Annotated in this window: 24 protein-coding genes; 4 read left to right on the top strand and 20 right to left on the bottom strand. The window is 46.0% G+C overall.

Annotation, left to right across the window (positions count from 1 at the left end; all coding sequences use genetic code 11):
- Nucleotides 1-209 precede the first annotated feature (209 nt).
- Nucleotides 210-983, top strand: coding sequence for a DUF817 domain-containing protein (locus RQP52_RS04945; protein ID WP_315949813.1), 774 nt, complete (start codon nucleotides 210-212; stop codon nucleotides 981-983).
- Between the two features lie 46 nt (nucleotides 984-1,029).
- On the opposite strand, the gene RQP52_RS04940 is transcribed toward RQP52_RS04945, so the two are convergent.
- The 3 genes from RQP52_RS04940 to RQP52_RS04930 all read right to left on the bottom strand — a co-directional run bounded on the left by RQP52_RS04940 (nucleotide 1,030) and on the right by RQP52_RS04930 (nucleotide 4,477).
- Nucleotides 1,030-2,160 (bottom strand): L-dopachrome tautomerase-related protein, encoded by a 1,131-nt coding sequence (locus tag RQP52_RS04940; protein ID WP_315949812.1) that lies wholly within the window; start codon nucleotides 2,158-2,160, stop codon nucleotides 1,030-1,032.
- 96 nt (nucleotides 2,161-2,256) lie between these two features.
- The gene (locus tag RQP52_RS04935) at nucleotides 2,257-2,910 is read right to left on the bottom strand and encodes a YheC/YheD family protein (RefSeq protein ID WP_315949811.1); all 654 of its coding nucleotides are present in this window, start codon (nucleotides 2,908-2,910) and stop codon (nucleotides 2,257-2,259) included.
- Nucleotides 2,911-3,610: 700 nt separating this feature from the next.
- Nucleotides 3,611-4,477, bottom strand: coding sequence for a VOC family protein (locus RQP52_RS04930; protein WP_315949810.1), 867 nt, complete (start codon nucleotides 4,475-4,477; stop codon nucleotides 3,611-3,613).
- Between the two features lie 440 nt (nucleotides 4,478-4,917).
- On the opposite strand from RQP52_RS04930, the gene RQP52_RS04925 reads away from it, so the two are divergent.
- Nucleotides 4,918-6,780, top strand: a complete 1,863-nt coding sequence (locus RQP52_RS04925; RefSeq protein ID WP_315949808.1) for a family 43 glycosylhydrolase — start codon at nucleotides 4,918-4,920, stop codon at nucleotides 6,778-6,780.
- A gap of 43 nt (nucleotides 6,781-6,823) precedes the next feature.
- Here the strand turns inward: RQP52_RS04925 and RQP52_RS04920 are convergent, their stop codons facing one another.
- From RQP52_RS04920 to RQP52_RS04900, 5 genes are all read right to left on the bottom strand, one after another.
- Nucleotides 6,824-7,537 (bottom strand): 2OG-Fe(II) oxygenase, encoded by a 714-nt coding sequence (locus RQP52_RS04920; RefSeq protein WP_315949807.1) that lies wholly within the window; start codon nucleotides 7,535-7,537, stop codon nucleotides 6,824-6,826.
- A 108-nt stretch (nucleotides 7,538-7,645) separates the two neighbouring features.
- Nucleotides 7,646-7,792, bottom strand: coding sequence for a hypothetical protein (locus RQP52_RS04915; RefSeq protein WP_315949805.1), 147 nt, complete (start codon nucleotides 7,790-7,792; stop codon nucleotides 7,646-7,648).
- Between the two features lie 22 nt (nucleotides 7,793-7,814).
- The gene (locus tag RQP52_RS04910) at nucleotides 7,815-8,699 is read right to left on the bottom strand and encodes a nucleoside hydrolase (protein WP_315949803.1); all 885 of its coding nucleotides are present in this window, start codon (nucleotides 8,697-8,699) and stop codon (nucleotides 7,815-7,817) included.
- 30 nt (nucleotides 8,700-8,729) lie between these two features.
- A complete protein-coding gene (locus RQP52_RS04905) occupies nucleotides 8,730-9,599 on the bottom strand; it encodes an aminoglycoside 6-adenylyltransferase (protein ID WP_315949801.1) in 870 nt (289 codons plus the stop codon).
- Between the two features lie 45 nt (nucleotides 9,600-9,644).
- Nucleotides 9,645-10,460 carry an MBL fold metallo-hydrolase gene (locus tag RQP52_RS04900; RefSeq protein WP_315949800.1) on the bottom strand — a complete coding sequence of 272 codons (816 nt, stop codon included), beginning with the start codon at nucleotides 10,458-10,460 and terminating at the stop codon, nucleotides 9,645-9,647.
- A gap of 197 nt (nucleotides 10,461-10,657) precedes the next feature.
- Between RQP52_RS04900 and RQP52_RS04895 the strand changes: the two genes are divergently transcribed.
- Entirely contained in the window at nucleotides 10,658-11,137 is a 480-nt protein-coding gene (locus RQP52_RS04895) for a C40 family peptidase (protein WP_315949799.1), read from the top strand.
- 77 nt (nucleotides 11,138-11,214) lie between these two features.
- Here the strand turns inward: RQP52_RS04895 and RQP52_RS04890 are convergent, their stop codons facing one another.
- Entirely contained in the window at nucleotides 11,215-11,565 is a 351-nt protein-coding gene (locus RQP52_RS04890; protein ID WP_315949798.1) for a hypothetical protein, read from the bottom strand.
- A 209-nt stretch (nucleotides 11,566-11,774) separates the two neighbouring features.
- Between RQP52_RS04890 and RQP52_RS04885 the strand changes: the two genes are divergently transcribed.
- Nucleotides 11,775-12,119, top strand: coding sequence for a DUF1904 family protein (locus RQP52_RS04885; protein WP_315949797.1), 345 nt, complete (start codon nucleotides 11,775-11,777; stop codon nucleotides 12,117-12,119).
- Between the two features lie 67 nt (nucleotides 12,120-12,186).
- On the opposite strand, the gene RQP52_RS04880 is transcribed toward RQP52_RS04885, so the two are convergent.
- The 11 genes from RQP52_RS04880 to RQP52_RS04830 form a co-directional block, all read right to left on the bottom strand.
- Nucleotides 12,187-12,942, bottom strand: coding sequence for a glycerophosphodiester phosphodiesterase (locus RQP52_RS04880; RefSeq protein WP_315949796.1), 756 nt, complete (start codon nucleotides 12,940-12,942; stop codon nucleotides 12,187-12,189).
- Between the two features lie 17 nt (nucleotides 12,943-12,959).
- Entirely contained in the window at nucleotides 12,960-13,718 is a 759-nt protein-coding gene (locus RQP52_RS04875) for an MgtC/SapB family protein (RefSeq protein WP_315949795.1), read from the bottom strand.
- Nucleotides 13,719-13,724: 6 nt separating this feature from the next.
- Complete coding sequence (locus tag RQP52_RS04870; protein WP_315949794.1) at nucleotides 13,725-14,735, bottom strand: CehA/McbA family metallohydrolase; 1,011 nt, start codon at nucleotides 14,733-14,735, stop codon at nucleotides 13,725-13,727.
- Entirely contained in the window at nucleotides 14,732-15,193 is a 462-nt protein-coding gene (locus RQP52_RS04865; protein ID WP_315949793.1) for a hypothetical protein, read from the bottom strand. Before RQP52_RS04865 ends, RQP52_RS04870 begins: the two co-directional genes overlap by 4 nt.
- A gap of 133 nt (nucleotides 15,194-15,326) precedes the next feature.
- Nucleotides 15,327-16,337, bottom strand: a complete 1,011-nt coding sequence (locus tag RQP52_RS04860) for a LacI family DNA-binding transcriptional regulator (RefSeq protein ID WP_315949792.1) — start codon at nucleotides 16,335-16,337, stop codon at nucleotides 15,327-15,329.
- A gap of 96 nt (nucleotides 16,338-16,433) precedes the next feature.
- Nucleotides 16,434-19,052 carry a glycosyl hydrolase-related protein gene (locus RQP52_RS04855; RefSeq protein WP_315949791.1) on the bottom strand — a complete coding sequence of 873 codons (2,619 nt, stop codon included), beginning with the start codon at nucleotides 19,050-19,052 and terminating at the stop codon, nucleotides 16,434-16,436.
- Nucleotides 19,053-19,090: 38 nt separating this feature from the next.
- Nucleotides 19,091-19,882 (bottom strand): endonuclease/exonuclease/phosphatase family protein, encoded by a 792-nt coding sequence (locus RQP52_RS04850; protein WP_315949790.1) that lies wholly within the window; start codon nucleotides 19,880-19,882, stop codon nucleotides 19,091-19,093.
- Between the two features lie 6 nt (nucleotides 19,883-19,888).
- Complete coding sequence (locus RQP52_RS04845) at nucleotides 19,889-21,169, bottom strand: CehA/McbA family metallohydrolase (RefSeq protein ID WP_315949788.1); 1,281 nt, start codon at nucleotides 21,167-21,169, stop codon at nucleotides 19,889-19,891.
- A 30-nt stretch (nucleotides 21,170-21,199) separates the two neighbouring features.
- Entirely contained in the window at nucleotides 21,200-22,069 is an 870-nt protein-coding gene (locus RQP52_RS04840; RefSeq protein WP_315949786.1) for a carbohydrate ABC transporter permease, read from the bottom strand.
- Between the two features lie 10 nt (nucleotides 22,070-22,079).
- On the bottom strand, nucleotides 22,080-22,955 hold the full coding sequence (locus RQP52_RS04835) for an ABC transporter permease subunit (RefSeq protein ID WP_315949784.1): 876 nt from the start codon (nucleotides 22,953-22,955) through the stop codon (nucleotides 22,080-22,082).
- A gap of 67 nt (nucleotides 22,956-23,022) precedes the next feature.
- Complete coding sequence (locus tag RQP52_RS04830) at nucleotides 23,023-24,456, bottom strand: extracellular solute-binding protein (RefSeq protein ID WP_315949783.1); 1,434 nt, start codon at nucleotides 24,454-24,456, stop codon at nucleotides 23,023-23,025.
- Between the last annotated feature and the right edge of the window lie 94 nt (nucleotides 24,457-24,550).

Raw genomic sequence — 24,550 nt, 5'->3', positions numbered from 1 at the left:
TGTCTTCGTCATATACATCTCACATTTAGGAGTCTAAGGGGTAAGGCTGAAACCATACTGAGCACGGGCTGAAAGAAAGTTGAAAGCTAACTTAACGTTTGCTGAAAATGGAAAATAATGCTTTGAACAAAGCGCTAGAAAATCAAGTCCATTTGTTAGAATAGTGACGGTATTAGAATGATGAACCGTACTCGAAAGGAAGGCATGGCGTGAGACTGTTTATTAAGCTGTTAAGCCTCTTTATTTACCATGAAGCGATGGCGTGTTTATTCCCAGTGGGCATTTTCATAACACTTGCTTTAAGCAAATTCATCTCGATACCTGGGGTACCACGGTATGATTTTATTTTGGCAGGTTGTCTCCTCTTGCAAGTATTTATGTATCTTAGCAAGCTGGAAACAAAGGACGAATTAAAAGTTATTTGTGTCTTTCATGTCATTGGTATCGCTCTAGAATTGTTTAAAGTACATATGGGATCGTGGAGCTATCCAGAGCATGGGTTTAGCAAATTTTGGGGTGTTCCCCTTTACAGCGGCTTTATGTATGCAAGTGTAGCAAGCTTCATCTGTCAATCTTGGCGTCGATTATCGCTTTCCTTGAACGCTTACCCGCCAACATGGATCTCGATTCCTTTCGGTGCTTGCATTTATCTCAATTTCTTTACGCATCATTTCATTTGCGATGTGAGATACCCGCTCATTATATTGCTTTGCATACTCTTCTATCGTACAAAAATCACATTTAAGCTATCCCGATTTGAATTAGCAATGCCACTGCCATTATCCTTTTTGTGCATCGGCTTCTTCATTTGGATCGCTGAAAATATTGCTACTTATTTCGGTGCATGGCGGTATCCCAATCAAGATCACTTGTGGCATATCGTGCATCCGTCCAAAATTGTTGCTTGGTTTTTACTTGTGATTGTATCCTTCGTTATCGTCGCTGAACTAAAAAGACTGAAAACAAAAAAAACGGTCAATTAGGTAGCTTCTACCTTCTTGACCGTTTTTTCGCGAACTATATTTAAAGCTACCCGTATAAATAGGATTTCACATCTTTTCCAACGTAAGCTTTCCAGATAATCAAATTGTACGGATTGTTCCAATCAATTTCATGATCCTCAAACATTTCATGAAGCCGGTTGTTGTTAAAAATGATGGAGCCCTTCTGATCAAAAGCAACCCCATCTACCCACAACATCCGGTCGTCGGAAACGAATTTATGGAAACTGCGATCCCTTGCGTCGAAAAAACCGATCCCTTTTCCCTCCAACATCGTATAAAACAAATTGCCCCGATTATCTGCATGCATCCCGTCTGTCGTTGTCCCTTTGCTTCCGAGGACTTGCACGGAGCTATTTATTTGTTCTAGCGGAATTTGCTCGTTTCGTAATAATTTCGTGTGAACTGCGTACAAATTGCGGCCAGTTAATTGACAATAGTAGAGTGTAGAACGATCCCCTGACAAAGCAATGCCGCCGACTCCGATCCGCAGCGGTTTATTCTTAAACACGGGCTTATAGTCAATTTGAAAATGAAAGTCCGGGAAATCCTGCGTACTGAACTGCCGATCGAGCACACGCCGGAACAATTTGGTTTTCATGTTATATACAATAATGCCGCCGCGTAGGGGATGGTCCGGGTGCCCGCATCCAGAATCCGTGATATAAACAAAACCATTTTTGTTATCTACCACGAGGTCATTGAGGAAGGAAGTCCGATACGGTGCGATCTCATCCGGTATTACGATCGTATCAATCAGCGAATTGCTGCTTATATCCCAAATCACAAGCTTCTGAGATCCCTCCTGCGAAGGCTCGAAGGCAATTTTGCCTTGATCCAGCAGCCACATGCGATTATATTCATCAATTTCAAAGCCGAGGACAGATTGCAGGGAGGGACTATCGCCGACCTCATTCCATTCCCAACTTGGAAAAGCTTCAAGCAGTGGCTTATCTTCCTTGACCACGATGCGATTCATCGTTGCAGGAATATCGGGAGACCAACGCGGAACCGAAACATAATATTGTCCTTGATGATCGACTTTCACACTGGCGGGAATCGCCTTTTTCCAAATTTGCTTCGTTTCAAATTCTTCCTTCATCACAGTCTGAGGAAAATGCCAATCCAAACGGCTCCAATGACATATTATTTTATACATGGCTATGAGCCTCCTGTGACTTGTAAGTAGTCATGCACCTACCATATTGGTATGCGCTCAGGAATAAGGCGTGTGGGCTGGAGCATGAGGCCAATATTAGTGAGGTCTTGTGTTCACTTCAAAAATCCAGACAGTTCCCCTATTATCGATGCCAAAATCGTACCCTAGCATCCCAATTCCGGGATATTTGGCCTCTAATAACATGGTGCATGTCCGGGAAACACCAACCATGGTGTCGATTTTGGATTTGACAAGCGCAGCAGGGAACGTTCGACGTACGGCATGCCTGCCTTTCAGCTGCGTACCGCCTTGACACAGGTTCGTGACGAACAGTCCTGGACGCGCTAACCGGCCCACAACCGCACGAATCTCCCAAGTACGTCCCACTTTGGCCAGCTTGACCCGGTAATCCACGGGCCTACCATCGATGGTAGTCAAATGTATGCCCTGTTGGAGCATCAACGGGCGGTTCTGGCGTATGCGATGAATGGCTTGCAGCAGCTCATTCCAGTTATACACTCTTTTCGTACCCGCGTTGTGAAGCATGAATCCGCTGCCTGCCCGTTGAATTTTCATCACACGGCTCCCGCCGGTTCCAACGATTGGTTTGGCTACGACAAATTGAAATTGACGAAGCATTGCGGCAAGGTTCTCTGCGCTATACCGACGCATAGCTGGAATATGCTTGGCGACACCGGAATGCTGCAGCAGAACAGCGAACTTCGACCACTTACTAGCAACTCGACGCATGAAAGACTCCTCCTCTGTACATGCCTGCCTTTATGCTAAAGTATGCGTGGTTCGTCCGAAGCGCAAGGGACAATCTGGAACTAATTTCTGTACCTTTTGCGGTACATGTAGAGGGGTGGCTGATACTCCGCCAGAAATACTTGGAAATAAGTCACTTGAAGATCCCGGAAAGATCTGGAACAGCCCTGAGCCGCACAAATAACGCACTCAGGTTCTCAGGTTCCTCTATGTACCGCCGCATGCTCACGGCAAAGCCGAGCCGAGGCTGTGACTCGGCTGAGGGGAACTACAGGGCCCTATTTCTGTGAAATAGGCCCATTTTGCGCTGAAGGGGAACTGGGGGCCCTTATTTCTAAGTATTTGGCTGATACTCGGGCAAATACTTAGAAATAAGGCCCTGTAGTTCCCCGGAAAGCTCTAGAACAGCCCTGAGAGCACAAAATAGTGCCCTCAGGTTCCTCTATGCACCGCCGCATGCTCGCGGCAAAGCCGGGCCGAGGCTGTGAGTCGGCTGAGGGGAACTACACGGCCCTATTTCTGTGAATTTAGGCCCATTTTGCGCGGAAGGGAATTGGGGGCGAAATATCGAAACGTAGTCCCACTACCTACTTAAATATGCTTTTGCAGTGAAATTAGTGGATTGTAGTTCTAAATAAAAAAGAAGCAGGCAGGGTTCCCCCGGCATCTGCTTCTTTTGGCCTTATTGTTCGTAACCCAATCTCAGTGGAATGCCGGACGGATCTTTTACCATTAAGATATTATCGATCATACTCACTTGCACATTCGCCAGCTTCAAGCGCTCGACGGCCTCATTACGGGTCTGCTCGTCAGGAAACACTAAGGTGTAATAATCCAGCCCTGTGCCATTTGCAGGCCGTAATGGCGCCTCCTCACCTGCCCAAACATTTAACCCGATGTGATGATGATAGCCACCAGCGGAGATGAACAAGGCTTTCATTGCCATGCGAGCATCAGCCGCCACATCAAAACCTAGGATATCGCAGTAGAATTCGTGAGACTTCTGCAAATTTTTAACATGGAAATGAATATGTCCCATCACCGTACCAACAGGTAAACCGCTCCATACCGCACCTTCTGCTTCGTGCAGCAAGCCTTCCCAATCTATCGGATCTGCTGCCATGATGTAGTTTCCTTCGGCGTCGCGACGCCATGTGCTTCTTGGCCGATCACAATAAATCTCAATTCCGTTATGATCCGGATCGGTGATATACAAAGCTTCGCTTACCAAATGATCCGCTTGACCAATATGGATGCCGGATTGAATCAAATTTTTTAAACTCAAACCAAGATCTTTCCGTGTCGGCAGCAAAATTGCAAAATGATAAAGCCCGGCAGCCGACCTGCGCGGTGTAATCTGTGCATCAGGCATTTCTTCCAGTATTACAAAGGGTTTAATGCCGTCAATCGTCAATTCAGCGGATGTGGATGTTGTCTTGCCTAGGCGCAAACCGACCGTTTCTTGATAAAAGCGTATGGAACGTTCTAAATCGGAGACAAACAATTTGATGATGCCAATCTTCATATCCTTAGGCAGAGTCGCAGACATGGAAAGCCCCCTTTAAATACTTACTATTTGTAATCAAGTTTAGTAAAGTTATTTAATTACGTCAAGGTGATGATTGCGTACCCAAACACGAGCCAGCCTTTTTTACTTATGTACGGTCCGCTCTCTCCGATGAGAATTCCCTTATTCATAAATTTAAATTTTATACAAAAATTATTTATCAAATTACATTTTTAATAAAAATCCATGAGCGTATAATTTTTCACATGAGATCTCTGCATAAAATTTCCAACAGAGTTTTCTCCCGAATCACATTTAGGAGGTGGCCAATTTGTAGCGATCAATCTGAAAGCGCTTCCCTACAAGTTCGAAGTAAAAGAATTCAACTAAGATATGAAATTGTCAATTAAAAAGGAGGTTATTTCATGGGAAAATTAAAAAAATCTAATTGGGTATTGTTCTGCGTTTCGATTGTATTTTGCTTGATAGTATCGTTACCGGGACTAGCTAATGCTGCTCCGATTCACGCTGGACCACAATTTGTGGATGGCTATTATGCAGATCCTGATGTACAGATCTATAATGGCACATATTGGGTATATCCGACTCGTTCGACTCAAGTTGGTGAATCCGGCACTGGCGCAAAATCGGTGGACATCTTCTCTTCAACGGACATGGTCAATTGGACCAAATACTCAAATGTCATAAGTTCGGCCAATATCTCATGGTTGCAACATTCATTGTGGGCACCGAGCGGGGCTTATCGTGATGGGAAATATTACATCTATTTTGCTGCTAACGCAATCAATGGCGATGGACAATTAGGCGGTATAGGCGTTGCAGTCGCCGATAATCCACAAGGTCCTTATACCGACGCGATTGGCGCCCCCCTTATTAATGTTGTAAGAAATGGTGCGGGGCCAATGGATCAAGATGTATTTATCGATGATGACGGTCAGGAATACATGTATTATGGCAGCTGGGGAGAGTGTAATGTTGTAAAACTGAACGCTGACATGAAGTCTCTGGGTACATGGCCCGACGGAACCGTCTATAAGAAAGTTACGCCCGCTAAAACGGGAGATAATGATTATTTTGAGGCGCCAAAAGTGTTCAAGAGAAACGGGATCTACTATTTGACTTATGCTGCCGGTGTATGGGCAGATTCCTCTTATAAAGTCATGTATGCAACGTCGAGTTCTGTAACAGGACCATTTGTACCGCAAGGTATTATGCTGCATACAGATACGACAACTGCAGATGGCCCCGGTCATAATGGTATTGTTCAATCACCTACGACAAATGATTGGTATATTTTTTACCATAAACGTTATTTGAGTAGTTCACAACGCGTACTGGCGTTAGATAAATTTGAGTTCAATGCTGATAATACGATTAAGCCAGTCGAAATGGCCGTAGAAGATAACTTTGATGACGGTAATGATACAGGTTGGACAAGATATGGCGGTGCATGGACCGTAGCTGGCGGTCAGTATAGTGTAACATCAGATCCGGGGGCCAAGGCTCTTTTGGATACCAGCTTCTCAGATGTGATTTATGAAGCTGATGTGACACCGGGGTCAACCGGCAATGCGGGTCTGGTATTCAGGGTATCCAATCCTGGAACTGGTGCGGATGCTTACCAAGGTTATTATGCTGGACTCGATGTTCCAAATCAGCAGGTTCTGATCGGAAAAGCAAACAACAACTGGACATCGCTTTCCACTGCTTCTATGAGCTTAACGGCTAATTCAAAGTATCATGTTAAAATTGTTGCACAAGATGATTCCATTAAAGTTTATGTTGGGGATATGACGACACCTAAGATTAGTGTGACGGACTCCACCTATAAGGGGGGGAGCGTAGGGGTTCGAACTTATGATTCAGCGGCCAAATTTGATAATATTTCCTTTCAAAGCAGCCGATACGAAACAGAAAATTTAGTTGTAAGCGCTACCTCAGGCGACAAGCACACGATGTTTGGAAATGGATCCGGTCGAGACCTCAGTTTGAGCGGTGGATTTGGAACCGCGCTGGAAGCCAATGCCGTCAATGACTACGTGACATACACGGTGAATGTGCCCGAGGCACGCAGCTATAGTGTAAGGGTCGGCGTCAAAAAGGGATCCAACAGGGGGCAGTTCCAATTGTCGGTAAACGGTGTAAATCATGGTTTGGTTCAGGATTTATACTCAACAGGATTTAACTATGTGGAACTGAATGTCGCCAATATCACTTTCAGCTCGGCAGGCGATAAATCTTTCAAATTTAACGTTGCAGGTAAAAATGGCGCAAGTTCAGCCTACCATCTGTCACTTGATTACATTAAACTAGTACCAAATTGATGAAAATAGATAACACCTAGGCCCCTAGTCTAGGTGTTATTTTCTATTTCGCGTCGTGAAAAATAATACCCAAACTGTGCCTTGTACCTGTAGTTACCGTACTTACACCGTGTCTGAGTGTTGTTCTATAATAACCACGCGTTCCTAATACGGGACGATGGTTGGTTGGAAAAATAAAACCTTCCCCTTGATTCAAGGTTATGACATGCCCACGGCTTTGCGCCCGCGGTCGCTGTTCCACCAATAAGAATTCACCGCCTGTGTAATCCTCTTCTTTTTGATTAAGAGCGAACACGACCTGAAATGGGAAGAATACTTTCCCATACAAATCCTGATGCAAGCAATTATACCCCCCTGCTTCATATTTCAGGATCAGTGGGGTTGGACGGTTCTGTCCCTCTTGATGACATTGTTCAAGGAATTCTTCCAGTGTTGCCGGATATGAAGCATCGTGTCCTAATTGTTTCAGCCAGCGATTCGCAGTTATAGCAAGCTCCGGATACAATCCTTCACGCAGCTTCTTTAACGAAGATGGGAGTGGAGCATTGTAATATTTGTACTCTCCAATCCCAAAGCGATACCGAGACATGTCGATCGTCGTCCGAAAGAGACTTTCTTCTGCATAAGTGTCGATGAGCTCTCGACATTCACTTTTTTGTAACAGACTGGGCAGTTTCGCATAACCGTTTTCGTCCAGCATTTGCTGAATGAAATTCCAATCCAAATTTTCTACGCTTAACAAGAGGTTTTCAGGCATATTGTAAGTCCCCCATTATGAGAATTGTGTCAACAAACAGTATAGCCCCAAAATAAGCTCTTGTACGTTTTCTCGAATATGACAGCAAGATAACGAAAATATACATGGTTACTCCGACGGCTCCCGCGGCTTCGAAAGTTCCAAACATTCAAAACAAACGAGACTTTTGTCCTCCAAAATAACTCCGTCCAAAAACCCTTCTCGGCAATAAATCGGTTTACCGCATAGGTTACACGTACCAACAAGTTCATGCATACTGCGCCCTCCCCCGATATGACTATCCACACACCACAGAGAAATAATGTTCAAAAAATCGCGTGCGGTCAACGGCTGAAGCTATTACATGTCTACCATCTGCCCTTTCACAAAAACTCATCATCCCAAACTTCTGCTCATGCTTAAAATCAACCTCGATGTGCCCTCTTTGATAGTCACAAAGATCTGGCTCGAATAAGCAGGCGGCCACCAATGGATCATGGAACGTCATCGGGTGATCCGCCAACCAGGGGGATCCGAAACTTTCCACCGCTCTCATCACATCCGTGTGAAAAAGATCCTCCTTCTCCTGCTTTTCTAAGACAAGCTTGGTCGTCACGTTAAGCCCGAATGTCTTCATATGCTGAACGTTTGCATGGTAAACAATAGCCGCAGCGTGGGGATCAACCCATGCGTTCCAGTTATCTTGAGGCATATTCAAACTTTGTTCCAACGCCTCCGAAAATACGCCGCTCATGATAAACAATTCTTTGAGCAACGTGGGGATTTCCGGATCTAGGGAGAAAAGCAGTGCGATATTCGTTAAATGCCCGATGCCAACGAGGGAGATTTCATGCGGATGCGCTCTTATCGCTGCGCGCATGCGATCCACGGCTTCATATTTACGAAAGTGTGTGTCATGCGGAAAAAGAGACAAATTGACAGCCCCGCCAGGAGTGGGATACAGATCGCTAGGTAAGAGCTGCCTGTCCGCACCAGCGAAGATGGGAATATGACGGCCAGCGACTTTACAGATGCTATCGGCAATCATGGCTCTTTGCTCAACTTCACCTCCAACGGTCGATAGCCCGACCAATTCACATGCCGGTTGTCGGAGCAAGTACGCCAAACATAAAGCATCATCAATATCTCCGCCGATATCGGTGTCTAACCACACTTTTTTCATAGACGCCCTCCGCTCTATCCGACTTTAATCCTAGTATATCCCTTCCGCGTTCGCAGGAAGTTCTCTTACATGTGCCAAATGGGCTGTAACCTTCTCATCTTCCTCCAGGTTATAGGCATAACCACAATAGCGAGCTACTTCCTTGGCTGTTTCCCTGAAAAGCTCACACATGATAAACAGTCCTTGCCACATATGATCGTAATCCCCATCTGGATAGGTTTGAACAAATGCCGACCACTGAGCGGGTGCAAGATATTTCTCAAAATATTTGCCGCATTTTCCGGAGTCAACAGCAAAATCCGTTTGGATTCCGATCTGCCATTGAAGCATCCTTATTAACATATCCCGTACGGGGTGCTCATACATGAATTTCGCATAGGCAAGCTCTCTGCGCCATAATCCTTTCGCTATATAGGTGCTAACCCACCAGAACTCATTGCAGCAGCCCGCAAATTGAGCAGAAGTAGGAGGCTGCGTCACATAGTCGCGGTTGCTTGGTTCATCAAATGGCGCGATAATTCCATCCTTGTCCAGCAGCAGTACGCTCAAACTGTCTCTATGCCAAGTTGAGATATGGTCTGCCTCGTAGAAGGATAAATCAATTCGGTTACCGTCCGTAAATTGCATAAGGAATGTAAATTTATGTAAAGGTTCTGAAACTTCCTCCCCCATCTCATCCGGTGTTTGCATGATAATAAGATTCCCGAAGCGGTCAATCCAGCTGCGATCTTGAATAAATGATTGCAAAGAGGTCACCACGTACACAATGTCATAATCCTGAAAAATATCCCTCGGAACGTTCGGATTGACGCGTGAACCGTTCATGATGACCGCTCGTATGTATTCGCTCTCTTGTGCAAACCCTAGAAGGAGTGCAAGCATCTCTTTTTCAGTCCTCATTTCAATTCCTCCACAAACAGAATGTGAACCGTCCATAAGATTGGACTACAAATATTCACGTTTCATAATCCTCACGTTTTCTTTATGGCACTCTTCCGTGAAGGAAGATGGAAAAGCATGCTCTTGATTAAGCGCCTCTAGTGCCGATTCATCGTTCGCGATAACAGACTGACGGAGCCTTTCCAGGTAATCGGCTGCCAGTTCTACGCGTCTCTTCATTTCGCCTTGATCGGATGTGGCTAAGCCATGACCAGGGACCAATAGCTGAACATGATGCTGCTCGAGGATTCTGTTACTTTTATCAAGTGTCTGACTGTACGCCTTCGCGCTATCGTAAATGAAAGGCAATTCAAAATCCGATAAATAGTCCCCTGCAATCAGAATGCCCAAGGGTTCAACTACCGTCATTAATCCATCTGCCGTGTGTCCTGGCGCCAAGTAGAAAGTCAATGTCGTTTCTCCCAGCTGCAACTGCTGACCGTCCTCCTGGATCACGATATCCAGCTCGGGAAATAGAATCGGATAGTTCCTGATCACATAATTCTCGTTGTCAAAGTTCCTGATAAGCTTCAGCTTATGGTCTTTCTTGGGGTGATTCTGGAGGGCCAAACTTCCGATTGTTTTCGCGCCCGGGAACGCCTGATAGCCAATGATATGATCGAAATCTCCATGTGTAAAAAGCAGATAAATCTCCCGCTCCCCCTGGATGGATTGGACATAATGTTGGATGGTTTCAATTTCATTCGGCAGCCAATTGGGATCCACGACGATGATCATTTCATTCGTTTGTATGACGGTCGAAGTGGTTTGAAACAGTGCGCTTTGGAAAACTGTCACGGCTTTATTTTGCAATTGAATCATAGGGTATCTCATCCTTCTTTCTTAGCGAAACGTATTCATTATCTTATCTTACGTTTAAATGTAATCACAACAATTACCATGGTTAATAAACCCTTCGTACCCATTAATCCACTAAAGCCCACCATGATTTTCTATGGTACAGTTATCCCATAAAGGCTTTTTACTACCAAATTTGGAATAAGGATGTGTCATCACATATGAAAAAACTAGTTATATCTACCACGGTAGCGCTTTCTGTACTATTTTCGACGGTTGGGGTGTCAATGCCTGCTTCTGCATCGGCACAAGAGATTTATGCCACGAACGGTCATAAATTTGTAAATACAGCAAAATCTTATATCGGTAAAGTAACTTACCGTTTCGGTACAAAAGATCCGGCGCATCTCGTCTTTGATTGCTCCGCATTTACACAATTTGTATTTAAGAAAAATGGCGTTAATATTCCATGGGGCTCCAAAGCTCAAACGAGTTTCGGTTCCCGCGTTCCAAGCAAGAGCCAATTAGCCATCGGTGACCTCGTCATGTTCAGCGTGAGCAAGCCTGGCCAAATCGATCATGTAGGCATTTATGTTGGAAATGGTAATTTCATAAGTAACACGAAGAGCTCCGGCGTTGTCATTTCGTCTTTAAACACTGGTTACTGGAGTACTCGCTACATAACAGCTAGACATTATTAATCCCTTATATATCAGGTTTACTTACTAAAAAGAGAGTTCAAGGAATATCCATTCCTTTGAAATCTCTCCTTTTTCAATTATGATTTCACCGATTGCTCCAAAATACGCTGCTTGATTTCCTCCGGATGATCGATCTGAAACACAACTTTGCCAAATTCATGATCCTCCAGTTCAAGGACGACGACATCCTTGTGATTTTCGTAAGAAATGAAGCACCATCTATTCCCAATCAAAAAACGTCCTTCTCGAATGTCGGCTACCGAAGTACCCACCCGGAATTGAAACATGGATAGTTGGAAATCTTCAATCGACACTTTCTTAATGTTTTTGAAAGGGATATCGACTTGACGTTTTAACGCGGCAGCGCTTGTTAATCCTGATAGATGCAGAATGAGGCTGTCACTCGTATATTCAACGGTTCTTGGCATAGGATTACCTCCGAGCTTCATTTTTTTTCATTCAGCCAATTACTTTCCTAAACTTATCTGAACATCTATAATACGATTAAGTGTACAAGATCGTTCACACGACCTATCGAGATCTGAGAATGATTTCATCTAAAATAGGTTTTGTTTTTATGTTTAGTTTTCAATAGAATGATTAAATTCGCTAACAACTATGCAAAGAAGGAATCAGCATGCCGTTTCTCCGTTTCAAAGGATTTCAGAAGGACTTTGTTTCTTCGATCTCAACTAGCGTGGTGCAGGAGTTTTCAAAGATAACCGGCGTCTTGCCGCAAAAGGTGAAAATCGAGCTTCTACTCGTAGAACAGCTTAGCAATTCACCGCAATCGCTCGAAATTCTCATGTTTCCAAGAGATCAGGAAATGCATGACCGCATTGCGCAAGAGATGAATAACCTGCTAGCCGCGCATGGCTATGGCGATGTTCATATCTTTTTTATTCTATTGTCCCCTCATTTGTATTACAAAGAAGGACAACCCTTAAAGTCCATTCTGGAAGAACCCATCTCCTTAACATGATTCAGGTCATGAAGAACAAGTAAAAAACCTCCTTTACCACGACTGTGGTTTGGGAGGTTTTCTTTTTCTATATCTGCTGATCCGTTTTTATTTGGACGAGGGTAGCAATGTTGCGTGTGGTAATCGAGTGAACCCCCATTTGAATAAAATGCTTTATCTCTTCTACCTCATTGACCGTCCAAATGCAGACATCCAGCCCATACTCCGCTGTGATTGGCAGCAGTTCAGGTGCAACCACGCGATAGTTCAAATTAAGCCCGAAACAGGCCGAGGCTGAGGCATCTTTACAAATTTGATGAGCAACCTCCATATAAGGAGCATCTGTCATAAATACAGCAGGATCGACGTTTAACAGCTTGCGTAGACGCGGATTTACACGCTGAACAAGCTGGGCACGGTCTTTCTCGCAGCCGGACAAGAAAGCCTGTTCTAGAAGTTGATTCTGTTCAATCCATGCCGATATGGGCTCTACACAAGCATCTGATTTAAGGTCCAAATTCATCCGCACACCAGACTTCTGCAGGTAAGGAAGCAAAGCGTCCAAAGGAAGGATGCGCATGGTTTCGCCAGGAGCCCCGTTATGGGCTTTAACCTCTAATTTATGCAGTTGTTCATAACTCATTTGAGAGATCCAGCATTCCGTACCGTCTGCCAAATGAACGTTATCATCGTGGGAAAGAACAAGAATCCCGTCAGCGGTAACGAGAACATCTTCTTCCAGGATATCGGCTCCGCAACTTAATCCGGCTTCGATGGATTTGAGTGTATTATCCGGTGTGCCCATACAGCCGGTGTGGGCTGTCATTCGTGGAAATGAATTCATCTATTTTATTCTCCTCTTTAATGTACTTGTCTGACTCCTTGATACGTGATATCCAATGATTTTCCTCCGGACTCAGTCCAAATAACAAAATCCAAGGTATGTACTTTTTCCATGGCTTCCATAAGTTTGACTGGATTCTGCACGTTCAAGACAAATTGTAGCTGGAGGGTTGAGGCGTCTCCAGTATTTGCAGCAGCGTCTTTTCGCATCATTTTAACATTTACAATTTGGATGCCCTCGTTACTGAGCGCCGTAGCAATTTGACCAAGCGCGGTAGGATTATCAAGGGTTTTAATGGTCATCTCATGATTTCTTCGGTTACGCATGACGTACTTTTCCCACTTATTAAGGGCAAAAAGAGAGATCAGCAGGAGCATGGTGGAGAAAACAGCTGCGTAGAGAAAACCGGCACCTACGCATAAACCTATGCCAGCGACGACCCAAATGGATGCCGCAGTCGTCAAACCGCTGATGGTCGAACCATTGCGCAGAATTGCGCCGGCACCTATAAAGCCAATTCCACTGATGACCTGGGCTGCAAGGCGTGCGGGATCCAACCGCACATTCGGTTCATTGGCAAATTGAGAGAACCCATAGATCGAAAGCAGCATGATTGTCGTTGAGCCCAAGCAGACGAGGATATGCGTTCGGAATCCTGCGGCGTGATTATGCCATTCTCTTTCAATGCCAACTGCGCCTCCCATAATAACGGCCAAAACCATGCGCAATAGCAGCTCACTATGACTGATCGTCCAGATACCCATAGTTCCCGTCATTAGGACTCACTTCCCTTCTGTGAGATAAATCGCATTCGTAAATCCGATTAACGTATTAACGCTGCAAAAAACACCTGACATCTCCGCTCGCATCCACGTTACGCCCGTTAAATCAAGCTCTGTTGTCAGTTGGGATTGGTCTCGCGTCAGTTTTAATACGGCAAGTTCCCCCTTGTTGCTAACCAGTTTCATCTCTAATGGATGATCCGGAAGCTCCCAGTGGCCCTCTCTTGCTGTAAAATCGACGCCAATCGTGACTTCCGTCAGATCACCCGGCTTGACTGGAAACCTATCGCCGATATCCGCACCTTCACTGCCGGCTTGACCTACGCGGAGCTGCGGCATCGGCCCCATGGAAACCGCGACCGCTCCGCGCTTCAACGCATCAAGCGCTGCTGCGACAATACCTGAGCTTGCCACAAGCGAATCGTTAAGACCTAAATAAGTCGCCGAAATCGGCTCTGAAACCGGATCGGATACATGCCAATCTCTGCCGCTGGTCGCGGCAATCTGATAGCCCTGATTGAGCAGATCCGTCCACATACCGAATGCGCGTGCATTATTTCTCCGAATCGAAGGAAATAATCCCGACCATACCTCAATATAGTCGATCTCGTTCCAGTCCGAAACCTCGAATTCCCAGTAGCATCCTGTGCACATTGGACTGCCGACACGGAAAGGATGCGCTAGCCCGACAAGCCCGCCTTGGCGATGAACACCATCTATGCCTCTATGGATGTGAAACGGGCTTAAATTTCGCCAGTCAACATACTCGGACAATCCGAGTGTCAGCATGTGACCGAAGAAAGTGGTCCATTCCAATCCCGGGATTACCTCGACCCCTGTTGCGGCCACGACCTCATCACGATTCGAGAGACCTGTCATCGTGTTATGATCTGTTAGCGCGACTCCCCGCAGCCCTAATTCTCTGGCTGCTTCAGCTAGCTCTAGCAGGGATTGCTTGCCGTCACTGTGAAAGGTATGACAGTGCAGCTCAAATGGCAGCCATTGCTTCATGCGTCTTCACCTCCATCCCATACCTGCAAGCGATAGCGGCATTCCTCAGTTACAACACAATGAACATTAATCATGATCTTCAATTGCCCCCTCGGGAAAACACCCGGCGTAAATCCGGGAGATGCCTCCGTAGTAGTAACCGTAAGGTGCTGGACAGGATCATGGCGATGACCCGCGCCTCGAAAACCATGCTCATCATCGAAGGATAATGTCAATAAATTCTGCAAAGGTAGAAACTCCCGCCAGTTGTAGGAAGCCCTATGTTCTTCCAAGATGTATTGGTTAAGCCCTTCGCGAATCAACGCTTCCGCTTGAGCCTCATCCTCCAGCTTTTTCGGATCATAAGCGAACTTTACATGAAGTTCATGGCAATCTCTTGGCAGATGAAGCGTATAAGTAATATGGCTTTTCGAACAGCTCGGTGTTACGGTTCCTTCTGCAATCAACAAAGTTTTCATCCTATAACCTCCTTCTAGATAATAGCACCTTGCCCAAATGGGCAATATTAGGGTAAGCGCTTAACCCAATGTCAAAAATGCAGACCATCCTACCTTTTTAAACCTTTCACATAAAAAGGTAGAACGGCCTGATTTATTGCTCATTGTAAGACGTAGATGAGTTCCGTAAAACAAGCTCCGGCAGCAAAACAACCCGCTGTTTAAGCACTTTCTCTCCTTTAATCTCCTCTACTAACAGATCAACCGCCCTGCGTCCAATTTCTTGAATCGGTTGAGCGATAGTGGTAAGGGGAGGATCGATCAAAGTTGCTAGAATCGTATTATCGAAACCGACGACCGATAGCTCGTTTGGCAGCTGCATGCCCGCCACTCTCGCCGCGCGAATGGCGCCGATGGCTAACAGATCGTTGCAAGCGAACACGGCCGAAGGCTTGTCTTCCAGCTGTAGCAGTTGGGCCATCGCCTGCTGGCCGGTCTCTACAGAAAAGCCGCCTGTAGCGATCAACCGTTCCTCGACATGCAAACCGGCGATGCTCAATGCTTGCTTACAGCCTCTGATTCGCTCCCGGTTACTCATATTATCCATATCCTCTACGAGGATGGCAATTCGCTTATGACCTAATTCTAATAGATGGTTGCCCGCCTGGAAACCTCCAAGATAGTCGTCGACCATGACCGTATCCACGGCAAGCGTTGGCATTTCGCCCGTAATTAGAGCAATCGGAATGTTTTGCTGGATCAGCTTTTTCAGAAACTGATCATTCTGAATTCGAGTCGCGGAGATGATTCCGTCCACTCGCTTCTGTGAGAGCAGCGATAAATATTTCACTTCTTTGTCCGGATCGTTATCGGTGTTACAGATAAACACGTTAAAACCATGCTCATGCCCCCGATCTTCGACAGACCGGGCTATCTCGGCGAAGAAAGGATTCGCCAAGTCGGGGAGCGTAAGTCCGATTGTGTAAGTGCTTTTCCCCGTTAACGCTGCCGCTACCATACTTGGCTGGTATTTCAGCTGCTCCATTACGCTATGTACGTGCTTCCGCGTCTTATCGCTAATTCGGCCCGTGGCGTTAATAACTTTGGAGACGGTAGCGATGGACACCCCGGCGGCTTGGGCAACATCGTAGATGGTCGGTTTCATTCCTTGCCCCTCTCAATAAACGTTCCTATCACTGACAATCCATATTGGCTTTATCATACGATAAGAACCGCCGAGCTGTAAATGTGAGAATAGCAATTAATTGATAATTCTAAATGTATGAACTTCGAAAGGTTTCGTTATCAATCGAAGACGATGATTGTTTAATGGTACGTTGCCTTGATCGCGTTCCAGGAGATTCGTAACGCGGACTTCTTTGACCTGCTCCGGGAGAACAATCTCAACTTCTCTTCGAACGCCTGTGCATTCACGAATACGCAGGATGCAGCCTTCCCCATTTTCTGCAACTTTCCAGCAGCTAACGGCCATCCCGTCCAGCCCCGCTGGAAGGATATCTTGCATGGGTTGGAGCTCATCTGCAGGCGCTGCAATCGTAACCGTCTGCGACATCGTCTCCTGTGCGACTTTCCAAACTTCTCCTTCTCGCCAATCACCGGCATGAGGGACCAAACGAAAACGATAATGCAAGTCGCCGCCGCTCCATTGCGGGAAATTCGTCCCCCACCAATTGTTGAATACATTGAAATGCAGCTCTGGCTTCTCCGGTTTATACGCATGCTCGAAGTCCCACATGCCATTTTTCCCGATAAAAAAGAGCGGCGAATCGAGCGGAATGATCGCCATTCCCGCGAATCCATTGGAAATATCGACAAAATGCTCACAACAATGAAGCAGTGTGCTCGATGAGCGAATCGTATCCGTGAGCGGATTCACGACTGAGCCCAGCTTATTGATGCTGTATTGCGGGCGTTCCAGCTTCAGAGGGAACACGATATGCCCCGATTCTGCCAGCGGGGTTTCCTGTTTGGCATGCAGCTTGTAGGCAACATCCAGATACGGAGAATCTTCGGTCAACGAGAATGTCCACTCGATAGAATTCGCGTTGCCATACTCCGTCGAAGTTTCAATGTCTGTAGCTGCTTTGCAAGTAAGGCCAACGGAACCGCCATTTTCCCAGATTTGAATATCCGCAGCTTGCGTAGTAAACGTGAGCCTTTTCTGCTGTTCCGGATAATCGGTTTTACCAAAGTCATGTACACCCCAATCGTAAAAGCGATAGGCGTACTTCTTCAAATAGCGCGTGATCTCTTTATTGGAATAAATATCGTACTTATATTGACCAAAACCGGCTTCCGCGCGATCGTCAATCCATTCCTTCCGGAGCTTTTTATCCCAGAGGCTTTGAATCCAGCCCGTGTTTCGATCTACTTTTACGATGATAAAAGGATTCTCAATAACAGCCTGCGTCTCCGTTAAATAAACTTGCGCTTTTCCTTTATTTTCGACGAGAAGAGTCTGATCGTCTTTCTTCGCATACTTCAGAGTCTTATAGCCAAGCGCAGGCAAGCCGGATATATAAGCTTCTGCGCCACCCTCGGAGCGCTCTAAGGCAATTGCTTCACCCGTTTCCGCATCGACTAGTACTTCATCAGCAGCAGGAAGATCGCTTTCTTGAATCCAGGTTTTGGCTGTACGGCTCCAACCCAAATTAGAATGGACTCGCAGCACCTTAGTCGCCTGATTATCTGTCCATTGCCCACTAGTCAATTCCGCTTTTGCTTCTTGCAAAGAGCTCTCTGCTTTGTTCAAATAATCAACCTGTTCAGCCCAGGACTGTTCCATACGTTGATAGCGTTCGCTCTGCTTTAACTGCAGGAATGACTTCTTATCGTAAGCAACTCTCGGAAAAAGGAATGTCTTGCAATCCATCCCCCACGTATGCTCACCAAACAGCAGCGTGTGCTCATAGCTTTCATCGATGGAGGCTTTTACTCTCTTCTCAGACGCTTGATTTGCACCTTCAAAATGATTCACAGCCACCGCGCTTTCCACTGCTGTAACTTGGTTTCTTAGCGCTCTTACCCTTGCCACCTCGCGCGGCGCAGTCCCAACCCCATGGATCCAGGAATCGGCCATATCTCCGCGAATAACCGGTATTTCCGGATTCCGCGCTAGGAAATCCGCTGCAAAGTCGCCCAAGCTGCCGATATGCAGCTCTGCGTTTGAACCGCTTTCACGAATGGAGGCTTTCATTTCTTCAATAATGCTCGCGTCATGCGGCCCGTGATTATCGCTGGTCTGAATCATCGCAAGCCACACGGGATGCGTCCACTCTTCCGGCGGCAAAATGCCCGTCCCATAGGACCCTTTGGAATAAAACGTCAACAAACGCTCGCCATCGGGGCCCTCCCAGTAAAACACCGGAGGAACGTCGGGCGGTGTAGTAGCCGGATTACAGCCGAGATGCAGAAACTCCACGCCTGCTTTTTTAAGGAGCGACGGCACGACCCAGGTATGCCCGGGTACATCCGTCATTTTGGCATCCTTCGGATCGTATCCATAGAGGTTAGTAAGTCCTTCAGATACATACATCCCTCGAATCCATTCCTCTAAGCCGCAAAATTCCGTATGTGTCGTATAAGGAAGCTTATGCCAAATCAGCTGTCGATTCTCCAGATAGGCAAGCGCCTTCTGCTTCTCTTCCTCTTGACTGCCTTTCAAGGATTGAAGCAGCGGCCAAGCAGACATGGTCCAAACGTATTTTTCATTCTCATCATTCGTATGGGTTTGATCACAAATCTCGATAACATCCTTCAGCATTTCGGTGCGATAACGCCCCACAACGTCTGACACTAGTCCTGTGAAACCAATGTCAAAATGCGTTTTAAAAACGACATAAATCTTCTCAAGTGTCATTCCTCTATCTCCTTCTGACTGTCATCTAGTTGTTCTTTTTAGAGGTTAATCTGAGCAATGACCGGGTAATGATCGGATGGATAACCCCCGCCAATTTCTCTTCGATCTACAAGCGCTCGAATCACGGCTACATCCGGCGATACAAAAATATAATCGATAGGCTCCCCTACTTCGCCGCCTTGAAAATCATGTGCTGTCCATCCAATCGGACCAGGCAACTGGGTATAGGCATCTTTTAGCCAGGATTGCTCGCCATCTAGATCGGTTTCTCCGCGCAGGAAACGAATCGGTAAATCCGCAGGGCGGCTATTGAAATCTCCCATCAGAATCACGGGAAGTGCATGTTCCTTATGATGAGCGTCGATGTATTTCCAGATTACCTTCGTGCCAAGATCTCTGGCTTGCTGGCTTTGATGATCAAGATGCGTGTTGTATACGATGAAACGCTCTCCCGTTTTCTTATGTTCGAAAATAGCCCACGTACAAACACGAGGGAAACCGCTGTTCCACGAAATGGAAGCGGTCACTTCCGGCGTTTCTGACAACCAAAACTGTCCATGCTGCTGAAGAGCCAGCTCCTCTTGCTTGTAGAAAATAGCGCAATGTTCATTCTCGCGAGCGCCAAAACGGCCTTCGCCAATCCACGCATACTCGGCTAATTTTGGTTGCAGGTCATTCAACATATCGTAATAGCCTTCCTGTGTTCCGACAATAAGTGGTACATGCGTATGAATCATTTCCGCAACCCGGTCTATCCGGTTCGGCCAAGCGTTCTGTCCATCCCCTGGATTGTTGTATCTTAAATTAAATGTCATTACGGTATAGGTCATCTACACTCACCTCTGAAAATAGATTGGATTCGTCAACATCGCCATTAAGGTAAGATCGACTTCCTCAAAATGACGCCATACTTCAACGCGGTAAAAAGCTCTGCCCTTTTGCTCAACCGCAAGTTCCCATGATCCTGTTGAAGAGCAAACTTCCGTTAACTCTACGCCATGTTCACTAATGAGTTTGATTTGGTCACCTTCACGAATGTGTTCAACCATGATTAGTACGTTGTCAGACACGTCATTTGATACGGTATCGCCTGTCATATAGTCACCACAAGTTAGCTGCCCAAAAGGGCCTTCCGGTGAATAACTAATCACCACATGCCCTTTATCGATCCCTTGAAGAATGCCATTCACCGTTTTCGTTTCGGCATAAACCCATGTACACGGCATGGCATGTTTGACATAACGTTCAGGTCGGTGAACATCACTGCCGCCAGTTGCAACAAGCTTCCTGCCTGATGCGAGTTGCTCCTGCCACCAAGCCAGCGCCCGCTCATTGCGAGCTGTCCATGGGCCATTCCAGACTTCCCACCAGTCGTGATCCGTATTCAAATCCCACTCCCACGGGCAATAATCGCAATGGGGGTGGTTAAGGACAATTTTCGCCCCACGCTCACGTGCCGTTGCCAGTCGAAGATTAACATCCTCTTGATTCTTGACCCGAAAATCATCAATAGGCTCTAAAACGCCAAGAAAATTGCTATGCCCAAAATTGGTCGTAAACTCCATGCCCGGAATCATGACGACAGGCGTATTTCGAGGATACGAATAATTTTGGCTAACCGCATTATGATCCGTCATCGCAATGAAATCGCAACCTAGCTGCTCCATGATCGCCGCATTTTCCTCCAGCGTATAAGAGCCGTCGCTGTTTACACTGTGCGTGTGCAAATCCCCTTTAAGCCAGCGTGCTGTATGAAAAAAGAACGTGATGGTGATCGTAACTTCACAACCTTCTTCAGGAACCTTATAGGCGTTATGAAGAACGGCCCAGTCCCCGGCTTGCAGTTCGCCAGGCAAATAACCGGGAGTCGCCTTCTCTAGTCCGATCATAAACTCGGAGCGAGCCCCTCCGCTCCAGCCTCGCACTTTATGGCTGTCTCTGACGCCAAGATCAATGACAGGCTTTGCATCACCGTGAGATTGAACGACAAATTGCACATGAATCTCTTCCACCTTTTCAGGCATTTCGAAAGGAACTTCTACATATGTACTTTCCTCACTGTGATGAATCTCTCTGCGGTAAGTCGTGACTTGTTTTCTTCGGCTTGTCTGCGACATGACGAACTCCACGCTCCTTTTTCATATATGTTACTCTTTGTTAGCACCAACCAAAATGCCTTTGACGAAATATTTCTGCACATAGGGATAAATAATAACGAGAGGGAGAAGTGCAATCACAATCCCTGCCATCCTTACATTCGTCGTGACAATAAAGTTGCTGGATGTAGAATCAGTATCTACAATTAAGGATTTCAAGGCGATTTGCAACGTATATTTCGCATGATCGCTAATAAATAAAAGCGCTGGCGTGAATTGGTTCCAACGGCTAACGAACTCGAAAAGCGTCACCGTCGCAAGTCCAGCAGCAGCTAATGGGATGTACATGGTAATAAAAATACGAAATGCTCCTGCTCCGTCCATCGTCGCAGACTCCGACATTTCCACAGGTACGGACAGGAAGAAATTACGCATAAGTAAAATACTGAAGCCGGAAACTAAGCCCGACATAATTAATGCCGTTAAAGAATTTAACAAGCCAAGCTCTTTGTTCACCACATAAACGGGGATCATGATCGCCTCGCCTGGAATCGTCATTGTAAGGAGAATAGCGGAAACCATAAACTTTTTCCCGGGCAACCCTCTTTGGATCAATACATAGCCAGCCATCGAGCACAGCAGCACATGACATACTGTCCCTACAAGCGTGACAATCACATTATTCAGGAACGGCGTATACAATTGCATGCGATTCCAAACCGTCGTGAAGCCCTCAACACTGAATTGTTTTGGAAATAAAATGATACCTGGCTGCATGGAAGCAAAATTGGATGAGAAAGCCAGTGCGAACGTATTCAATAACGGAATAAGCATGGTAGCCAGTAAAATGAATAAAAATAATAAATTAACTCCATCGAATAACCGGCTTCCCCAGCTTGTAGGCAGATTGTTTGTTTTCATGGAGATCCCTTCACCCCTCATCATAGCGAATGATCGCTCGGGTCACAAACGTAATGAGCAATGTCGCGAAAATCACTAAAAATCCTGCTGATGTTGCTAAACCGACTTTAAATTCCAGAATCCCTTTTTGGTACGTGTACATCATGATGACGTCCACTTTCTTGGCAATGGCACCGTTGCGCATCACGATGATTTGATCAAAAATACGCAAAATGCTAAGCACATTCAGCATAATAACAACTTTCATCGTTGACACCAGCGATGGCAGTGTTACATAACGAACAAGCTGCCAGCGGTTCGCTCCATCCATTCTTGCTGCTTCATATAATGCTGGATTAATGGCTACAATCGTCGCTAGATAGAGGATGCAGATAAAGCCCATCTCTTTCCACACCGAAGTAAGCACCATGACCCAACGGGCAGAATCCGCACTGGCCATAAAAGTAATCGGTTTTTCTGCTCCAACCAGCTTGAGAATCGCATTCACAATACCGGTGTCCGGAGAAAGCATAAGAATCCACATCCCGCCTACGACAACCCAAGAGAACAAATGGGGGATGTAAACAATCATCTGAACCACTTTTTTAAACCATGCCTGTAGAATCTCATTAAGCGACAACGCAAGCAGAATTGGCATGATAAAACCGATCACCAGCATGCCTCCGCCTAGCAGCAGAGTGTTTTGCAGCATTTCCCAGAAAGCATGATCCTTAAGCACGGTAATATAGTTATCAAATCCGATAAAAGGCCGGTTTCCAATCAATCGGAACTCTTGGAAGGAAATGATAAAACCGCGAACGAGCGGATAATAAGAGAACACAAGAAAATAAGCCATGATTGGAAGCATCATTAAGTACAGGGCTTTGAATTTCCATACAACTTTCAAACGAAGTCACCACCTTGCCGTTAATTGTAAGGGGAGTATGTCGCGCATACTCCCCTGCCCATATGAACTAGTCGATCAATTTCGCTGATTTTAATTGTTCACGCATTTTCTTCACGGCATCCGCAGCCGGCATTTCGCCAAGAATCGCTTTGAAGGAATATTCATTAATAATTTTCTCAGCATCGGCCCATTTCGGTGGCGTCAGCTCTAACGTTGCATTTTTCAAAACAAGATCCTGCGCTTCTTTCACGCCTGGAAGTAAACCGAATGGATTCGGGAATTTTTTGTTATACCAGAAAGGTACGCCGTGATCCATAGCATGATCTTTCCCTGTTTGTGTAAGCTCGTATTTCCCGCCATTTTCCGTGTAGTCCGTATCTTTGATACCCATGCTGCCCAAAACAATGCCATCTTTGGAGTGCCACCACTCTATGAATTCAAAAGCTGTTTTTGGATGTTGCGCATTCACTGGAATAACCCAAACGTCCGGATCTCCACGGCGCAGCATATATTTCCCGTCAGCTCCGGCGATTCCTGGAAGGCCCTTCGCTTCAAATGCGGTATTCGCATCGGCAATTTTTCTTGTATTGTTCAGCATGCCAACCCAAGCATCCCAGTAAGTAATCATCCCGACACGGTCCGCAAGGAATAGATTCCGCATTTTACCTGTATCGTTCGTAGCAAAGTTAGGGTCCAAAATACCTTCTTTGTACAATTTGTTCAACCATTCATAGACCGGAATGGCTGCGTCTGTTGAATAAGGAACGTCCAGCTTGCCGTCCTTCTCCACGTAACGTTGTTTCAAGCCGGCTCCGCTGAAGAAACCTTGCAGTTCATACATACCAGCAGTGCTTAATCCGTATGTATCCTTTTTCCCGTTGCCATCGGGATCTTGCTCCGTGAATGCTTTCAGAACCTTGTAGTAGTCATCAAACGTTTTCGGTTCAGGCAGATTGAGCTTTTTGAGCCAGTCCGCACGAACGATCGGCATCGTTCCACCTTGGAATTTACTGAAGACGCCGTAGATCTTGCCGTCCTTGGTTTTCACTTGATCCCACTCCGACGTTGGCAAAACTTCAGGATCTTGAAGTGTTTTTGACCCTTTCACTTGATCTGTTAAAGGCATGAGAATACCTTGCTCAGTCAGCGTGTTCATCAACTCTTTGCTTACTTGCAGGAGGTCGTATTTCTCGCCGGAGGAAACAGCCGCCATCAGCTTCTGATTATAATCGGAAGCCGGCTTTTCCATCTTAACTTTGATGCCTGTCAAGCGTTCGATTTCTTTCTCAAACAGGACATTCTCTTCTGGTGTTTTACCGCCAACAACACCGGACATCATTCGCAAAGAACGCTCTTCCTTATTCCCTTCCGTCTTCGGCTGATCGGATGCTTTCGGAGCTTCAGTTCCTGTGCTGCTGTTAGATGTACAACCCGCTGCTAAACTTCCGACAAGCAGAGCCGCCATCATCGACGTAACGACTTTCGCTTTTTTGGCCTTCATAGTACCCCTCCGTTATATGCGTTGTTATAGGATTAACCTTTACGAAACGTTAATAAAGCGCTTTCACGATAGACAATGATCCATTCTTCATGGC

Source organism: Paenibacillus violae (genome assembly GCF_032461945.1).
Classification (GTDB): domain Bacteria; phylum Bacillota; class Bacilli; order Paenibacillales; family NBRC-103111; genus Paenibacillus_E; species Paenibacillus_E violae.
This window is presented reverse-complemented; position numbering and strand designations above follow the sequence as displayed.

What these genes read in the sequence shown, in the direction of transcription:
- RQP52_RS04940 (WP_315949812.1), bottom strand. Translation starts at nt 2,160, where the DNA reads ATGTATAAAATAATATGTCATTGGAGCCGTTTGGATTGGCATTTTCCT.
- RQP52_RS04935 (WP_315949811.1), bottom strand. Translation starts at nt 2,910, where the DNA reads ATGCGTCGAGTTGCTAGTAAGTGGTCGAAGTTCGCTGTTCTGCTGCAG.
- RQP52_RS04930 (WP_315949810.1), bottom strand. Translation starts at nt 4,477, where the DNA reads ATGTCTGCGACTCTGCCTAAGGATATGAAGATTGGCATCATCAAATTG.
- RQP52_RS04920 (WP_315949807.1), bottom strand. Translation starts at nt 7,537, where the DNA reads ATGCCTGAAAACCTCTTGTTAAGCGTAGAAAATTTGGATTGGAATTTC.
- RQP52_RS04915 (WP_315949805.1), bottom strand. Translation starts at nt 7,792, where the DNA reads ATGCATGAACTTGTTGGTACGTGTAACCTATGCGGTAAACCGATTTAT.
- RQP52_RS04910 (WP_315949803.1), bottom strand. Translation starts at nt 8,699, where the DNA reads ATGAAAAAAGTGTGGTTAGACACCGATATCGGCGGAGATATTGATGAT.
- RQP52_RS04905 (WP_315949801.1), bottom strand. Translation starts at nt 9,599, where the DNA reads ATGAGGACTGAAAAAGAGATGCTTGCACTCCTTCTAGGGTTTGCACAA.
- RQP52_RS04900 (WP_315949800.1), bottom strand. Translation starts at nt 10,460, where the DNA reads ATGATTCAATTGCAAAATAAAGCCGTGACAGTTTTCCAAAGCGCACTG.
- RQP52_RS04895 (WP_315949799.1), top strand. Translation starts at nt 10,658, where the DNA reads ATGAAAAAACTAGTTATATCTACCACGGTAGCGCTTTCTGTACTATTT.
- RQP52_RS04890 (WP_315949798.1), bottom strand. Translation starts at nt 11,565, where the DNA reads ATGCCAAGAACCGTTGAATATACGAGTGACAGCCTCATTCTGCATCTA.
- RQP52_RS04885 (WP_315949797.1), top strand. Translation starts at nt 11,775, where the DNA reads ATGCCGTTTCTCCGTTTCAAAGGATTTCAGAAGGACTTTGTTTCTTCG.
- RQP52_RS04880 (WP_315949796.1), bottom strand. Translation starts at nt 12,942, where the DNA reads ATGAATTCATTTCCACGAATGACAGCCCACACCGGCTGTATGGGCACA.
- RQP52_RS04875 (WP_315949795.1), bottom strand. Translation starts at nt 13,718, where the DNA reads ATGACGGGAACTATGGGTATCTGGACGATCAGTCATAGTGAGCTGCTA.
- RQP52_RS04870 (WP_315949794.1), bottom strand. Translation starts at nt 14,735, where the DNA reads ATGAAGCAATGGCTGCCATTTGAGCTGCACTGTCATACCTTTCACAGT.
- RQP52_RS04865 (WP_315949793.1), bottom strand. Translation starts at nt 15,193, where the DNA reads ATGAAAACTTTGTTGATTGCAGAAGGAACCGTAACACCGAGCTGTTCG.
- RQP52_RS04860 (WP_315949792.1), bottom strand. Translation starts at nt 16,337, where the DNA reads ATGAAACCGACCATCTACGATGTTGCCCAAGCCGCCGGGGTGTCCATC.
- RQP52_RS04855 (WP_315949791.1), bottom strand. Translation starts at nt 19,052, where the DNA reads ATGACACTTGAGAAGATTTATGTCGTTTTTAAAACGCATTTTGACATT.
- RQP52_RS04850 (WP_315949790.1), bottom strand. Translation starts at nt 19,882, where the DNA reads ATGACCTATACCGTAATGACATTTAATTTAAGATACAACAATCCAGGG.
- RQP52_RS04845 (WP_315949788.1), bottom strand. Translation starts at nt 21,169, where the DNA reads ATGTCGCAGACAAGCCGAAGAAAACAAGTCACGACTTACCGCAGAGAG.
- RQP52_RS04840 (WP_315949786.1), bottom strand. Translation starts at nt 22,069, where the DNA reads ATGAAAACAAACAATCTGCCTACAAGCTGGGGAAGCCGGTTATTCGAT.
- RQP52_RS04830 (WP_315949783.1), bottom strand. Translation starts at nt 24,456, where the DNA reads ATGAAGGCCAAAAAAGCGAAAGTCGTTACGTCGATGATGGCGGCTCTG.